Raw genomic sequence first — 16,112 nt, forward strand, 5'->3', positions numbered from 1 at the left:
GGTGTTTCGCCTTAGCCTTCCTCTACCGCATCAGCACCACTTCGCCGTAACGCCAGATCTCCAGACCATCAACCAGTCGCACCCGCAACTGCCAGACGAAAACCTGGGGGTTCATCATGCGTCCATTGAGCCGGCCGTCCCAGCCGAAGGTGTCGCCGCCGCGATCCGGGTCGTTGGCCAGGTCATACACGAGTTCTCCCCAGCGGTCGAAAATCCTGAATTCCAGGATGTCGGAAACCTGAGGACCGGCAAACGGTCGGATGCGGTCATTCAGGTCATCACCGTTGGGGCTGAAGGCATTCGGGACGTAGGTATCGACCGTTTCGTCAACTTCAATGACGACCTCATCGGTGGCCCGGCAGCCATTGGCGTCCTCCACCACCAGTCGGTAGCCCTGGGAAGTAAACGGACGTACGGTAAGCGGGCCGGAAGAGGTCAGCGGCGGAAGTGACCCGCTGCTGGTCCAGATCAGGGTATCCCAGGCAGGAATATTGGTCGTGAAATTGAGGGGAATACTATCGCCCAGGCGGATGATGGTGTCCGGACGAAGATCCACCCATACTTCGGGGCCGGGATTGAGGTTGAAGCCGTTGCTGAGGGTACAACCGTCGGCATCCACCACCTCAACGGTGTACCGACCGATTGGCAAATCCTCGTAGACCATGCGGTCGGAACTGATTCCTCCGTCGAGCCGGAACCGGTAGGGTCCGGTCCCCCCCACTACTCCGGTGATGGCTACCGCTCCGAATCGGTCCTGCAGGCAGGCGGGTTGTTCCACCTCCAGCAATAGGTCCGTCACCGGCACGGCACTCTGGAGTACTTCGATACTATCACGGGTAGCGCAACCATTGTTCCGGTTGGTAACCGTCAAAAAGTAATAGCCGGGTTCCCGACCGCGAACGATGTAGGGATCGGCACTCGCTGAGTGAGTGTTGCCGGGACTTTCCCACTCGGCCGAAAAGCCGAACCCACGGCTACTTCCCGTGCCGTCAATGTTGGTCACCGAGCGGACGCAGTTCAGGATCAGCGGGTCGGCCAGGCTTACCGTCGGGGCTACCCGATTGGCGCTGACGTTACTGCTGGTGGTATCCCGACAGCCGTTTACAATATTCGTCGTCTCCAGAAAATATGCTCCCTGCTGAAACGCCGTGTAGGTTTCTCCTGCCCCCAGCAGTTGACCGTTACCGTCTAACCACCGATACTGATCAAATCCCGACTGGTCCGCGGCCACGGGCCGCAGCACGACACTGTCTCGGGCACAGGTGAGCGGAGCGGGATCGATGATTCTTACGGAAGGAGGGGTAAAATCAGCCTCCACCTGGGTGATGGTGGTATCCCGGCACCCATTGATCGGATTGGTCACGATCAGACGGTAATTCCCCGCCGCTGCAACGGTAAGGAGCGGAGCCGTAAGGGAACCCGTCGGCGGCGCACTGGCCGGTCCGCGCCACAGGTAATTCAGACCCCGTGGGCTGGAGGAACGGCCCGACAGTTCGATCTCGGGGTTACGACAGTCCAGTTCCAGGTTATTCGGTCCCGTGATGAGTGCTACCGGAGGAATAGTGTCCTCCCATACCCGCACGATATCCGCCGAGGAGCAATCATTGCCGGGGTCGGTCACGTTGAGCTGATAGCTTCCCGCCAGGTTGACCAATGGATTCGGTTGTCGCTGGCCGCCGATAATCCTTCCGTCGCGGGTCGTCCAGAAATAGGTGGCCTGCCCACTCAGCGTTTGGGAGCTTCCGTTTAAGCGCACCTGTCGGCGGGTGCAAGTCAGAGTCGTATCCCGACCGGCAAAGGCAATCGGTGCCTCGATGTCCCGGAAAATGACGACGCTATCCGTTGCCGGGCAACCATTCCGCGGATCCGTCGCCGTCAGGAAATAGGTATCCGGCTGGAAGATGGAAGGGGCAGCCTGGTCATTGTTGTTAATGAAAAAGCCCGTGCTGCTGGTCCAGCGATAGCCCGGCCGCAAACCACTATCCGTCGTGGAGGAGCCCCGAAGCACCAGGGAATCAAGTTCACAGAAAAAGGTATCGGACCGTCCAGCCTCCACCGTGGGAAGGATGAAATCCTCCCCGACGAAAAGACTGAATTCGTTGGTACATCCATTGAGCGTATCGGTGGCCTCAAAACGGTAGGTTCCCGAGCGGTCAATCACGGTTTGCCCCGGCCCGGGGCCGGAAGGAAGGGGTACCTCCCCCATCGAGGTCACCTCCGTCCATCCCAGGCGAAGATTAGGCCGGTTGGGTGGGTTTGCGTCCAGCACGATGCTGGGATTAGCACAGTTGATCAGGGTGTCGGTCTGGGGAAGCAGCTCGGGCAACTCATCGTCCGCATCCACAAAAACCGTGGCACTGGCAGCACATCCGTTTCGGGTATCCCGCACCTCCAGCGTATAGGTTGCCCCACAGGAAACGATCGGATTCAGGCTGTTTGCTCCTTCGATGCAGGCCACGCTCGGTCCTCCCGTCCAGTTGTACTGCATGGTCGGTCCGAAGCTCGACCTCAGTCCGTCCAGCACCCTCCGCGGATTGTTGCAATCGAGAATCCGCGTGGGACCGGCGTCGGCCACGGGAGCGATCGTATCGTAGCCCACCATCACCGTATCAATTTCCGTACACAGACTGAACTGATTGGTAGTTGCGAGCTGGTATAATCCTCCATCGTCCGCCCGGTAATGATCGTCAGTAGCCCCGGGGATCGGAGTGCCGGTGGCATCCAGCCACTGGTAGGTGTAGGGGAAATTAGGTTCTGGATCATCGTTACCCAGCAGCACGCTCAGGCTATCGCAGCTGAGCAATCGATCCGGTCCGGCGTTGGCCACGGGTAAGATCCGGGTATCCGTCACCGTGCCGGTAGCCTCTCCCCGGAGACCGAACTGATTGAAGATGATGACACCGTAGGTCCCCACCTGGGTAACGGGCAAAATGCTGTCGTTCTGCCCCGGAATGGTGATGCCGTTTCGGGTCCACCGGTAGGTACAGTTAATGCAGGGGTCCCGGAAGCTAGGGGCCAGTTCCAGGGTATCGGCCCGGCACGTCAGGCTGGTGTCCGGAAGAGCCGGAAAGGGCGGGCAGGGAAATCGCATCACCTCCACCGAGTCAATGGCCGGACAGCCGTTGCTCAGGTCAGTAACCGTAGCCACGTAAACGCCCACATCACTGATCCTTACCGTATCCCGGGTACCGTCGGCCAGGATAAAGGGACCACTCCATTCGAAGCGGTAATCGTCGGTGGGATTGGGGATCACGGCTAGCGGGAAGTCTACGGTATCACAGGGGATTACCGCGGAGGTAAACGCCAGATCAGGCACGTCCAGGTCGCGTAACAGGGTTACGTTATCCACCCGCGAACAGCCCGTAAACCGTTGGGTGACGCGCAGCAGGTAGGTTCCCGGCTCGCCCACCATGACCCGCTGATCAAAGCTGATCGTATCGTCGTTGGTATTCGTCCACAGGTACTCGTACTCCGGCCCCTGGGTGCTGCCGCTGGCGTCGAGTGGGACCATTGGATTATAGCAATTGATGGTATCCCGCGGGCCGGCCTCCGCAATGGGTTCCACCACGTTGCGGCGCACTTCGACGAAAGTGGTATCCCCCATTCCGGAAATCAGGTTCCGGATGGCAAAACCGTAGATTCCGGGAGAAAAAACTTCCAGTTGGCGGGGCCCGGGGCCGGGCAGGGTCGTCGCCCCTGCGGGAATGATCCATTCCGTTTCGATGCTCGGTGCGTCGCCGGGGGAGCTCGGACGGGCATCCAGCGTTACCCTGGCTACGGCACAGGTGAGACTGTCCGGAGGAACAATACTGGCAAATACGGGGCAGTTGGCCACCACTTCCACGAAGGCCGTATCGAGGCAGCTTTCGTTGAAATTACCCAGGACCAGGGTATACCGCCCGGGAACCGTAACCGTAGGCCGCAGGCCCACCAGCTCCACCGCGCTTCCATCCCGAAACCAGCGAACAATCGGGGCGTCCGTCCCAGCACTCCGGTCAATTTGGGCCTGCCCGGAATCGCAGTCCAGTAGTACGGTATCGGGTAAAACGGCCACCACGCTGTTATCCGCTAATCTGACGACGACCGAATCCCGGCTCTCGCAGCCGGTGGTCACGTTAAAAACCTCGTAAACGTAGGTTCCCGGACAGGCCACCCAAACCTGGCTGGTATCCGTCCGGTCGGGAAGGCAGGGTCCCGACCACTGCTGAATGTTCTCGAAAGTCAGGTTGGTCTGGCTGGCGTCCAGCAATACGGAATCGATGAAGCAATCAAAATCGAGGGGCGGATCAATCCGGATGAAGGGGGTATCCAGCGCCAGCGGAATTCTTACTTCATCGATCGCCCGGCAGCCGTTGGTGGTGTCGATTACCGTCAGTCGAAAACGCCCACCGGGAGGGGTGACCAGGTAGTCGATGTCGCGGCCCAGGGTATCTCCCGGCTCACTGACCTGAATCCAGGAATAGGTGAAATCGGGTCCGCTACTGGTGGTTCGTCCGCCCAGTAGGTGCTCCGGGGTGTAGCAGTTCAGCGTGAGCGTGTCCGGGCCGGCGTCGGCCACCGGCGGCAGGGTATCCGCGGGAACAACGATGTCCGCCGTAGCGGTACAGCGAGAACGCAGGTCGGTAATGCGCAGCGTATAGGTTCCGGCGCGGGTGGCGGGATGGGTGGCCGATCGCCCGATGGTGTCGCTCGTCCCCTCGTAGGTCCACACGTATTCCAGCCCGTTCGCCGAGCTGCTGCCGCTACCGTCAAGCAATCGCTGGGGGTCAAAACAATTAAGTGGCGCGGTCGCAGGTGCCAGGTCAATGAGTGCGGCCGAGATGTCCTGTTGCACCGTGAACGTAGTGTCACGCACGCAACCATTGGTTCGGTTCGTGACGGTCAGGGTAACGTCCCCCGGGCAATTCACCCGAATCGACGGGCCGGTTACCGGCCCGGCAAGGCAGTCGCCGGTCCAGACATAATCCAGTTCGGCATTGCGGACCTGGCTACTGTCGGCGGTCAATAAAATGCTCGTTCGCTCGCAGTTGAGCAGCTCGTTCCCCAACACCGTGACGATGGGTGCCAGGGTATCCAGGTTGATGGTAAATACGGTATCCACGAAGCAGCCCGTTCCGGGATCGGTAATGCGCAGGGCGTAATCCCCGGGGGCATCGACGATCACCTCCTCCGGGCGTGGCTGTCCGGCAAAGCCGCCGCCCGCCGGCGGCGTCCAGGTGTAGGTATAGGCGGGGCCGACCGGAGTGGGCATTGCCGACAGTCCGATCGTTGGGTTCCGGCACGAGAGTAGGTCGCACGGCACTCCGGGACCACACTGCACCTGCGTTAACGCCCCATTGGTCTGTATCGCAAAGCGCAGGTCCTCAATCAATAGCGTATCCCGCACCGTACAGCTTGCCCCCAGATGCGTTTCCGTCAGCTCAAAGAGATAAACGCCGGCAGTATCGACGGGCAGATCAAGGTTGGTGCCCAGCACGTTCCCCAGCGTATCCAGCCAACGGAAACTGAGCCCAAAGGTAAACTGGCTGTTGGTCGCATCGAGCAGTAGTTGCGGATCATCACAGGTGATGCCCGCCGGTAGCGGAGCAAAAACGATCGTGGGGTCCAGCACAATGAGGGTTAGGTTGACCGTGGAATCACAGCCATTAACGGCCGGTATCACCCGCTGGTAAGTGTTGGGTGCAGTAAAGGCTTCCCCCCCGATAGAAAAGGAGTCACCGGCGCAAATGGCCACCGTAGTGTCGGTGACAATCGGGGGTGCAAAATCCAGATTCAAGGTAACGATGCTGTCGCAGCCCGCCGCGGCGATCAGGGTGTCTACGTAGATGCCGGGCGTATCGTATACGTTCATCCCCTGCGGGAAGACGGCCTCGGCGCATAGAGTGGTGTCCACCGTAGAGCGCTTCTCGGTCACCACCATTAAATCCAGCACCACCACGCTGTCGCAGCCTCCCCGGGCGGTCAGGATGGTGGTGTGCAGGTCCGTAGTGGTATAATTCGTGCTGCCAACCCGAAAAAAGTCTCCGTCACAGATTGTGGCTTCCAGCAGGACCGTATCCGGTGGTTCGTAAAGCGTAACGAACTGGCAGTCGGTACTGAGGTCACCACAGAGGCTGGGCGTTACGGCGTTCAGGTCATCGCGTAAATCCATGACGGAAAGGGTCCCGTCCAGCGGAAGCTGGGACAGTTCCCCCAGCCAGTAGCTCAGGCCGCATATTTGGTAGTCCCCCGGCGGGAGTCCGGCCAGGTCGGGGTTATCCTGAACGTAGAGAACGGAGTCGTTCCGGGAGATGACGTAGGTATATCCGTACTCGCTGGCCTCCGGTCGGGGCCGCGCGTAGCGCGGAGGCAGGGGAAAGCTTACCGTCGGGTCTGCGTTGCAGGCCAGCACGGGAGGATCGGGCTGCAGGTCGCCCGCATCGGCAAAGCAGCAGGGGCCCTGGGCGTTGCGGTCATCGCAGAAATCAATCAGTAGGTAGGTCAATTGTCCCTGTTGCCCGGTGCGCTGGGTATTTAGGGTGAAGGTCCAGTCTCCGTTAACGGGCCCGGTATTGAAGTCGGCAAAACAACCGGCCGCGGGAAAGTAATCTCCGGTGTAGACCCCGAAGGCTGGCCAGTTGAAGGGGTCGTTATTGTTCCACTGGGCGGGAGCACCACCGTCGGGCATGGCGGTACTGTCGCAGGCAAGAAAATCGACAAACCACCGGGCCAGATTAGTTGGCGATCTGGTCTGGTTATTGATCGGACCGATCAGGTCCACCGACTGTCCGGCCGGACTGGTCATCGTCAGCGTAAAGTCGTAGACGTAGGAATGCTGGAAGTAGAGTCGGACGCCACAGATGCCCTGGTCGGGGTCGGCCAGGTCATTATTCAGGTAGTCCTCGATGGATACGGTGACGGTCGTCTCCCCGAAGGCTCCGATGGGGATGGTATCCGTAATGCCACAACGCTGGCCCATCAGCAAAGAGGACCAGCCCAAGCTTAGCGTCAGGCACAACAAAAATCGGAACATGGGATTCAAACGTAAAACGATCGGGATGATTGCAACAAAGATACGGAAGGGAACCAGTTCCCCGGGAACCGTCGTCCCCTAGTCTCCGGACCATTCACCACCGAACCGCGGCAACATCAGAACAAGCTCAGTTGTGGCTTTCTTTTCCGTTCGAAGTGACTGAAATCGTAGGGAAACCAATCCTCCTGCTTATCCCCGAAAAATTTGCGCTTGGCCAGTTGGTACTGCTGATTGATCATCTGGGCAATTTCCCCTTCGCCGGTGTGCCGCTTGCCGAAGCGTTTTTCCCCCAGTTGTCCACCCCGGCAGTCGCGAATCCGGTTGAGGACCCGATCGGCCCGATCGGGCATGGCGCGGTGGACCCAGTCGGTAAAAATATCGGCGATCTCGTCGTTGAGGCGTACGAGGGTATAGCCAATCTTCAGGGCGCCGGCCGCGGCGGCGGCCTTCGCGATGGGGATGATTTCGTGCTCCGTCAGCCCGGGAATGATGGGAGCAATCATGACGTTAACGGGAATTCCGGCCGCACTGAGGGTCTCTACGGCCTTGAGTCGTTGAGCGATGCTGGCCGTGCGGGGTTCCATAACCCGACGCACGTCCTCATCCAGGGTGGTAATGCTGATGCTGACCCGGACGAGACCCTTGGCGGCCATTGGCCGCAGAAGGTCAAAGCCCCGAACCACCAGACTGTTTTTCGTGATCAGTCCCACGGGGTGATCCAGTTCAGCCAGTACTTCGATGCACTTCCGCGTAATGCCGAACTTCCGTTCGGCGGGCTGGTAAGCGTCCGTATTGCCAGCCAGCATGATGGACATGGGCTCATAAGAGGGTTTACGTAAGGTTTTCCACAGCAAGTCGGGAGCGTCCTTTTTATAGAGAATTTTCTGCTCGAAATCCAGTCCGGCACTGTAGCCCCAGTAGGTATGCGTGGTACGCGCAAAGCAATACACGCACCCATGCTCACACCCCTGGTAGGGATTCAGCCCGTATCCCGCGCCGATGTCCGGACTGGTGATCTTGTTGAGGATGGTATTGGGATGGGTGGGGATGTATTGAGTTCGAAGTTCACTTTCCGGATCCGGAAGCTCGTCGTACCGCAGATTGTGGTAGGGATTGGCCGTATTGATTTGGGCACCTCTTCCGGGGCGATGGATGGCGGGATTCATATCCGTAATAATACAAAAAGTTTGTTTAATATTTTATTTAAAACTTAAATTTTGTATTTAAACTCCACTGTTCCGACCAGCAGCCGCTGGCCGATGGCTGCGCGCCAGACCGTTCGGACCAGGGTTACCATCACAATTGATCACATGAAATATCAGCACCAGAATCTCTACCACGTTTATAATCGGACCATTAATCAGGAACTGTTATTCCGAAAACATGATAACTATCAGTTCTTTATTGGAAAGATCCGAAAGCATATTCTACCCAGAGCAGACTTGATTGCGTACTGTTTAATGCCCACTCATTTTCACCTTTTGTTACGCCCGAAGGCACTCGAAATTTTTCCCGATCAGGCGGGGGCCAGCAGAGGCTTATCCAGAGGAATACAAGATTTACTCAGCACTTATGCCCGAGCCTACAATCGGGTGTATCAAAGAACCGGCAATCTCTTTCAACAGAAAACGAGAGCAAAAATCACTGGAGCGTTGCACCATTCCGGGGCTGATGACAAAGGCCATTTTACCGGGCTGAAACAATCATGCCGATGCTTCCACTACATCCACAACAATCCGGAACGGGCTGGATTAGTGGATGATATTCTTGCCTGGGAGTATTCGTCAGCACTTGATTATGCGGGACTCCGAGACGATGGCTTGTGCAACTATCATCTCACGAGTACATTGCTAAAAATAAATAGACGCGCTGGTAGATAGGTCTACACTGGTCGGAAGCCTGGCCGGTGTAGCCGTAGGCAAAACGGGCGGCGTCCGAACAGTTTACCCGGGAGACCCCACTGTTCCGACCAGCAGCCGCTGGCCAATGGCTGCGCGTCTGACTGTTCGGACCAGGGTTTCCACCGTCTTGCCAGAGCAACTCAAAAAGTCATAATTCTGGTCGGGAAACTCCACTGTCTGTAAGGCCCAGAGGTATTATGGCCGGCGGCGTTTCAAGCGGATGGCGTTGCCGATGACCACCACGTCGGAAAAGGCCATGAACAGGGCCGCCCACATGGGGTTGAGGAATCCGAGGGCAGCGAGGGGGATGGCGACGATGTTATAACTAAAGGCCCAGAACAGACTTTCACGGATCGTCTTCAGGGTCAGGCTTGCTACTTCGTACCCTTCGGTCAGCAGACGCAAATCGTCACGCAGCAAGACGACCTGGGCCGCATCGAGAGCGGCGGCGCTGGCGCCGCCGAGGGAAATACCCAGATCGGCCCGGCTGAGGGCGGCAGCATCATTGATGCCGTCTCCCACCATGGCGGTCGGGCGGTCGGCGCTCAGTCGGGCGATGTGGTCCAGCTTCTGCTGGGGGAGTTGTTCGGCCAGTACGGTGGTGATCCCTACTTCCCGGGCTACGGTCGTCGCCTTTTCCCGGTTATCTCCCGTCAGCAACACAGTATCAATGCCCTTAGCCGAAAGACTTTGCACCAGCGCAGCGGCGCCCGCACGGACTTCATCTTCCAGCTCAAAACTGGCCAGCAATTTGTCGTTTTTCACCAAAACCGCCGCGGCCCCGGCGGGGGATATCAGTTGGGGGAATGCCCGGGGTGCGCCCAGATAGAATTCATCCCCCCGGTCGTTGGTGGCCCGTAACCCAAGGCCCGCTTCCTCCCGGGTGGTCAGGCTTCCCACGAATTCCCGGTAGACTGCGGCATCCGATGCCATCATTTCCGTAGTCTCCAAATGCTTTCTTACGGAAGCCGCAATGGGATGGCTGGAGTAGCCCTCCATGACATACAACAGGCGCCGGATCAGGGCAGAAGGAACGCCGTCCTCATGGAACTGGAGATTTTCTACCTGAAGCTCTCCGGTGGTCAGGGTTCCGGTTTTATCGAACACCATCCGGCGAATTCCAGCAAATGATTCCACGGTACTTCCACCGCGGATGAGTACGCCCATTCGCGCCAATCGTCCGACTCCGACCATGACGGCGGTGGGCGTTGCCAGTCCCATGGCGCAGGGACAGCTGATGAGCAGTACGGCAATGGCATTCATCAGGGCCTGGGTGGGGCTGGCGTAGCCCGTCAGCCATCCCAGGAGAAAGGTCAGCACGGCCAGCCCGATGACCACCGGGACAAAGATGGCGCTGATGCGGTCAGCCAGCCGTTGCAGGGCCGGTTTATCGGCCTGGGCGGTCTTCACCAACTCGATGATGTGGGCCAGGGTGCCTTCTTGATGCGTAGCGGTTACTTCCACGAGCGCCTGGCCCGTCTGCACGATTGACCCACCGAGGACTGGCTCCCCTACCCCGCGCGCCACCGGCGCGCTTTCACCGGTCAGCATGGCCTCGTTGGCCCGAACGAATCCCTCCAGGACGACTCCATCCAGGGGCACCTTGTCTCCGGTATTCACCCGCAGTCGTTGGCCCACCCTGACATCCTCCACCGGTATGGTCACCAGCGTTCCGCTCTGGGTGACTACGGTGGCCGTTTCTTCCTGAAGTTCGGTGAGTGCTCCGATGGCGGTGGTGGTCCGCGCGACGGCACGGGCCTCCAACCAGTTGCCCACCAAAACGAGGGTGATGATGGTGGCCGCCGTCTCGAAGAAATAGTAATCGGGGTTTTGCCAGTAGAGCCCCACCAGGCTGTACACAAAGGCGGCGGTAGCCCCCAGAAAGATCAGGACGTCCATATTCAGGATGCGCTCCCGGATGCCGGCCAGGGCCGAACGGCCAAAATGTAATCCTCCGATCAGGTAAACGGGACCGGCCAGGGCCAGTTGCAACCAGCCATTGTGCATCAATCCGATGTGCACGCCCAGGGTCATCAACAGGTGGCCAATCAGGAGGGGTGCGGTGAGCAGGGCACAAATCAGCAGGCGACGGCGTGCCCGCCAGGCTTGCTGGCCGGGCGCGGCGGCCTGCTCTTCATCCACCACCGTAAAACCAAGTTTGGCGATGCCGGCACGAACCTCGGTGTCGTTGAGCTGGGCATCGTTTCGGCGGTAGCGCACTTCCTTGGTCTGGAAATTGACCATCACGTCGACGAGGCCCTTCCGTTCGAGAAATCGCTGAATGGAGGTGGCGCAGTTGTTGCAATCCATTCCTTCAACGCGTAATTCTACTATTTCAGCGGTCTTGTTCACGAACTTATGTGGCTTTTGTGCTTTACTACATAGGTGGGCGACGATTCAGGGACGTCGTTCCCCTTCAAAACACGCTTCTCCCCTGATTAGTTAAACCAAAATTAATCTACACCCACTATGCGCATTACCAGCCTACTGACATTAATGCTGATGCTCTTGCTGACCGTAGCCTGTGGCAATTCAGAATCCGCCGATACCGAAACGGAAGAAACTATGGAAAGCATGGAGGAAGCTCCCGTTGCTTCCGGCATCACCCTTACGCCCATGCCCGCAACCAGTGATTTTCCGGACGCCACCATCACCGACTGGACTTACGCCGACGGAAAATTCAACTACTCCGTTTCCGGGTATGAATTCGGGATGCAAACACCAGATGCCGATCAGTTAATGTGCGCCAACTCCGCCAAGGGGCAACACGCTCACCTCATTTTGAACAATGAGCCCTACATCGCGAAGTATGAGCCGACCTTTGAGCAGGAAGTCCCGGACGGGAAGCACTACATTTTAACCTTTCTGAGCCGGAGTTACCACGAGTCCATCAAAACGGACGCTGCCTACCGCGCCATTAAGGCCCAGGTGGAGGGCGGATCCTTCACCTACACTGAGGACATCACTGAGCCCATGGTTTTCTACAGTCGCCCCAAAGGGACCTACACCGGCAAAGCCAACACGGACAACGTCATGCTTGATTTTTATCCCGTGAACGTTGAGTTAGGAAAGGATGGTTACTCCGTGAGGGCCGTGGTTAACGGCACGGATGAGTTTACCATTACGGAGTGGCAGCCCTATTACCTCAAGGGGCTTCCCATCGGGGAAAACACCGTGGAGTTGTCCCTGATGAAGGACGGCGAAGTGGTTAATACGCCCTACAATCCCGTCACCCGGACGTTTACCCTGGCAGAGTTGCCTACCGAACAGTAGCACTCTCCCACAGGAGAAAATCGGACCCCGCCCAGCGTTGCTGAGCGGGGTCTGCTTTTTTTGAGAAATAGCATAACCACCCATTACGGATTTACCGACGGGCTTATCTACCGGCAATTGGCGGGCATTCGCCTACTGGAATTGATCGTTATTGTAGACGCAATAGGTCTTGGCCAGACGATCGTGCAGGGCCCTCCGGAAGGGGTCCGAGAACACAAACATGGCGGAGAACAGGGGAAGATACTGAATGACGCCCACGAAGAAATTCTGGCTCAGGGGGTGGTCCTGAAGAAACTGGAGATACGTTTCCAGGTCTTCGATTTCCGTGAAATTGGGATCCTGAAAATAGCGGGTATTGAGGAATACGGTTACGCAGAAAACCAGGGCCCAGGGGAGAAACCGCATCAGGCTCTGGTTGAAGTCGATGGGACCGAGATCATACTGAGAAATCACCTTAAGCTTCATTACCCGTTTTCCAATGGTCCACCCGTATACACTTTCCATGATGGGCTTATAGGCGGCGTCCAGTAGGGCCAGTAAGAGCACGATGGAAAGGCTCGGCTCGAATAGCGTGAAATAGGCCGCCAGGGCGGAGATGGGGAATAAAACAAAAAGGTCGATCACCCGGGCGGCGGCACGAACGGTAAAGCTCGCAAAACGCAGTTCCGAGGGATCGACCTGTTGATCGGGCTGATGTTCACTATTTTCCACCGGACAAAGTTAATATGTCATTGGTTAGCCGAAAACGTAGCCCGTCAGCTGAATGTTTTTTCTAGGACATGGAGCCAGAATTCTGGTCCCGGTAGATTACGTAGGTTTCGGCCAGCTTATCGTGAGCAGCCTGCTTACGGGCATTGCCCAGCATGAAGAGTGCCGAGATGATGGGAATCAGGCCGGAAAGTTGGCCGATGGTGGCCGTGGCCCCCATTTCGGCGGTTTGCTCCTGTTGGTACATGCTGTATTCCATGAAACCACTGATTCCTTCCGCAGCGGCGCCTGAAATCATCCCGTAGGTAAACCACCAACTGAAAACGGCTCCGAGCAGGAACGGTACCCAGCGGATGAAGGCCTGGTTGATCGTAACGGGAACGCCTTCTGCGCCCACCACTTTGATTTTCAGCGCCATTTTACCGACGGTCGCGCCGTACAGTCCTTCCAGCACGGGTTTGTAAAAGGCCGAAAGGATGGAAATCAGGAGGAAGGCCAGTGCGTTCGGGTTGAACATGGTAAAGTACATCGAAGCACCAATGACTGGAATGAGCACCAGTACGTCGATGATGTAGGCTCCCAGACGGACGCCGAAGCCCGCAAAGCGGGGAGCGTAAACCGTACTCAGGTCATTATCCATAACGTCAGACATCATAATAGTGTGTTTTTGTGTGTTTTCTACTGATCGCAATATAGTTCCGTGGGCCAATCCTCCCAGTATTTGTCGATGAACCCGGGAAAATTTACGACCGTCGAATCCCTTCGGGGCACGAATTATTTACGGCACTGTTCACACGGGAACCCGATGATAAATTAGCAATGAGTCGCAGTTGAGCACCTCCCCCAAAGTCTTCCCAAATCATTTGGTAATTACCACCGTACCCAGTTCGCTTGCCAGTTGTTTACGCATCTCCACCAGTCTCGATTGGAGCTTCAGGAATTTTTTCAGGCGGGATTCTTCACCAGCAACGGCTAGTTCCTTAATCTTCAAGACGTTTTCCTTCACCTTTCGATCAATCTTCTCCATCCGGAATACGCGCAGGAAGATTTCCGCGGCCAGTCGCTGATTTTCCTCCGGGGGTTTCTGGCTCAGGTGAAGGCCATACTTTTCCTTCCAGTTAGGACTGTAGGTATAGGGGCTTACGGTTGCCGTTTGCGCCAATTCCTGAATGGCTCCTTCGGGATGGTGGAGGTACCAGTTCGCGTCGGGGCCGCTCTTGTGCTGCCGGACGTAGTCCGTCACCAGACTGACCACCTTTCGGTACAGTTCGTGGTCAAAATCCCCGAGCACATCCGCTACGTTGGCCGTCAGAAAGGCGGCGATGCTCATATTCTTTTCGGGGTCGTACATTTTATGACCGTCCCGGATCAGCAGATACACCAAATGCTGTTCCTGATGACTGTGTCCCAGCAACGGTAAGTCCGGCAATGTTTGCGGAGGTTCTTCCGCGGAGAGATCCTCTAATTCCGGGGGTGGCATCGGGGGAACATCCTCGTCTCCCCAACTGGGCTCTACGAGTCCGGCCCACTGATCTTCTTCCCCGGCGGCTGGGGGTGGCGGCGGCGTCCTGTTTCCCCTACCCTTTGGTTCGGCAGACCGCTGGTCCTCCCTGCCCCGCCGCTGTTGCCGTCGTGCCTCACGCTCCTGTTCTTTCTGAGCCTGTTTTCGGCGGTCGGCGATCGACTGATTGACCAGACTGACCAGCAGGGACTCTTCAATCTGTAAACGACCACTAAACTGCTGCAGATAGCCGGCCCGCTTGAGGGGATCATCGACCAGGGCCAGGGTAGCACCGATTGACCGGATGGCGTCCGTCCGGGCGGCCACGTCATTGCCGGCCTCCTCCAACAGCAGATCGGCCTTGAAGAACAGAAAGTCCTGCCGCTGTTTCTCCAGGTAATCGCCAAAGGCGGTAGTACCCACGGACTGCATGTAGCTGTCCGGGTCCTCTCCGTCGGGTAGGATGACCACGCGCACGTTCAGGCCTTCCACCAGCAGCACGTCTACACCACGCAGGGCGGCCTTAATGCCCGCCTTGTCCCCGTCGTAGAGCAGGGTTACGTTTTCCGTTTGCCGCTTGATGAGCCGGGCCTGCCCGGGGGTCAGGCTGGTTCCGGACGTGGCCACCACGTTTTCTATTCCGTGCTGGTGCAGACTGATAACGTCCGTGTACCCTTCCACCATGTAGACGTTGTCCAGCTTCCGGACCGACCGACGCGCCTGGTGGAGGCCGTAGAGCACGTCGGACTTGTGGTAGACTTCGGTCTCGGGGCTGTTGACGTACTTGGGGGCCTTGACGTCCTTTTTGAGGATTCGCCCCGCAAAGGCAATCGGTTTGCCGCCCAGATTATGGATGGTAAACATGACCCGGTCAAAGAAAAAGTCTCGCTTATTCCGGACCAGCCCCAGCTTTTCCAGTTGTTCTTCTTTATACCCGGCGGCTACCGCCGCCTTGAAGAAGGCATCTCGCTGCAGGGGAGCATATCCCAGGCCAAATTTTTCCATGACATCGCGGCGAAAGCCGCGACTTTTGAAGTAGCTCAGCCCGATGCTTTTGCCTTCCTCGGTATTGTACAACTGGTCCTCAAACCATTTGCGGGCAAAGTCATTTACCAGCAGGAGGCTCTCTTTTTCCTGCCGTTCCTGCCGCACTTCCTGGCTCACCTCCTTTTCTTCCAGCTTCAGGTTATAGCGATCCGCCAGCCAGCGGATGGCGTCCGGGAAGGAAAGTTGTTCGAGCGTCATGAGGAATTTCACCGGGTCCCCCCCTTCTCCGCAGCCGAAGCACTTATAGATGTTTCGGGAAGGATTGACGTTGAAGCTCGGGGTCTTCTCGTTGTGGAAGGGACATAGTCCGATCATATTCTGTCCCCGACGGCGAAGATTGACGAAATCTCCCACCACATCTTCGATGCGGGCAGTATCAATTACCTCTCGTACACTTTCTTCGGTGATCATCCGGGTCAAAGATACGGCACACCAATCGTGTCACCGGCGCGTCACTTCACTGAATTGCGAAATCAGCTAATCCCCCGTATTTGCTAGGCTCCGGGGTATTTTTGCATTTATTTAACAGTTTAACGTGCATACTTTTTGCCCTCCGGGGCGTCTGTATAGGCAAAGGATCAAATGATCCGGGCCGCGAAGGCCGAACCAAAGAATTAATGGGTGTTCTCATAGTGTGTGGACTGTCCCGGCATCGTTTCTTCGATGACCG

The 16,112-nt window shown here is 57.4% G+C and carries 8 protein-coding genes; 2 read left to right on the plus strand and 6 right to left on the minus strand.

Translation table 11 applies throughout. The features are described from left to right. Nucleotides 1-22: 22 nt before the first annotated feature. Nucleotides 23-7,012 carry a gliding motility-associated C-terminal domain-containing protein gene (locus E1J53_RS07975; RefSeq protein ID WP_134272322.1) on the minus strand — a complete coding sequence of 2,330 codons (6,990 nt, stop codon included), beginning with the start codon at nt 7,010-7,012 and terminating at the stop codon, nt 23-25. 116 nt (nt 7,013-7,128) lie between these two features. Beyond that, a complete protein-coding gene (locus tag E1J53_RS07980) occupies nt 7,129-8,178 on the minus strand; it encodes a PA0069 family radical SAM protein (protein WP_134272321.1) in 1,050 nt (349 codons plus the stop codon). Nucleotides 8,179-8,229: 51 nt separating this feature from the next. Between E1J53_RS07980 and E1J53_RS07985 the strand changes: the two genes are divergently transcribed. After that, nucleotides 8,230-8,892, plus strand: coding sequence for a transposase (locus tag E1J53_RS07985; protein WP_134272320.1), 663 nt, complete (start codon nt 8,230-8,232; stop codon nt 8,890-8,892). 216 nt (nt 8,893-9,108) lie between these two features. Here E1J53_RS07985 and E1J53_RS07990 read toward each other — a convergent pair whose 3' ends face one another. Beyond that, entirely contained in the window at nt 9,109-11,265 is a 2,157-nt protein-coding gene (locus tag E1J53_RS07990) for a cation-translocating P-type ATPase (protein ID WP_134272319.1), read from the minus strand. Between the two features lie 117 nt (nt 11,266-11,382). Between E1J53_RS07990 and E1J53_RS07995 the strand changes: the two genes are divergently transcribed. Beyond that, nucleotides 11,383-12,186 carry a phosphopeptide-binding protein gene (locus E1J53_RS07995; protein WP_134272318.1) on the plus strand — a complete coding sequence of 268 codons (804 nt, stop codon included), beginning with the start codon at nt 11,383-11,385 and terminating at the stop codon, nt 12,184-12,186. A gap of 132 nt (nt 12,187-12,318) precedes the next feature. On the opposite strand, the gene E1J53_RS08000 is transcribed toward E1J53_RS07995, so the two are convergent. The 3 genes from E1J53_RS08000 to dnaG all read right to left on the minus strand — a co-directional run bounded on the left by E1J53_RS08000 (nt 12,319) and on the right by dnaG (nt 15,853). Next, nucleotides 12,319-12,897 carry an RDD family protein gene (locus tag E1J53_RS08000; RefSeq protein WP_134272317.1) on the minus strand — a complete coding sequence of 193 codons (579 nt, stop codon included), beginning with the start codon at nt 12,895-12,897 and terminating at the stop codon, nt 12,319-12,321. A gap of 61 nt (nt 12,898-12,958) precedes the next feature. Continuing rightward, nucleotides 12,959-13,549 (minus strand): RDD family protein, encoded by a 591-nt coding sequence (locus E1J53_RS08005; RefSeq protein ID WP_134272316.1) that lies wholly within the window; start codon nt 13,547-13,549, stop codon nt 12,959-12,961. A gap of 204 nt (nt 13,550-13,753) precedes the next feature. Continuing rightward, the gene (dnaG, locus tag E1J53_RS08010; protein WP_134272315.1) at nt 13,754-15,853 is read right to left on the minus strand and encodes a DNA primase; all 2,100 of its coding nucleotides are present in this window, start codon (nt 15,851-15,853) and stop codon (nt 13,754-13,756) included. Nucleotides 15,854-16,112 lie beyond the last annotated feature (259 nt).

The sequence above is a fragment of the Lewinella sp. W8 genome (genome assembly GCF_004375085.3).
Classification (GTDB): domain Bacteria; phylum Bacteroidota; class Bacteroidia; order Chitinophagales; family Saprospiraceae; genus Neolewinella.

Bases quoted from the DNA above. Each gene is read 5' to 3' on its own strand.
- E1J53_RS07975 (WP_134272322.1), bottom strand. From the start codon at position 7,012: ATGTTCCGATTTTTGTTGTGCCTGACGCTAAGCTTGGGCTGGTCCTCT.
- E1J53_RS07980 (WP_134272321.1), bottom strand. From the start codon at position 8,178: ATGAATCCCGCCATCCATCGCCCCGGAAGAGGTGCCCAAATCAATACG.
- E1J53_RS07995 (WP_134272318.1), top strand. From the start codon at position 11,383: ATGCGCATTACCAGCCTACTGACATTAATGCTGATGCTCTTGCTGACC.
- E1J53_RS08005 (WP_134272316.1), bottom strand. From the start codon at position 13,549: ATGATGTCTGACGTTATGGATAATGACCTGAGTACGGTTTACGCTCCC.
- dnaG (WP_134272315.1), bottom strand. From the start codon at position 15,853: ATGATCACCGAAGAAAGTGTACGAGAGGTAATTGATACTGCCCGCATC.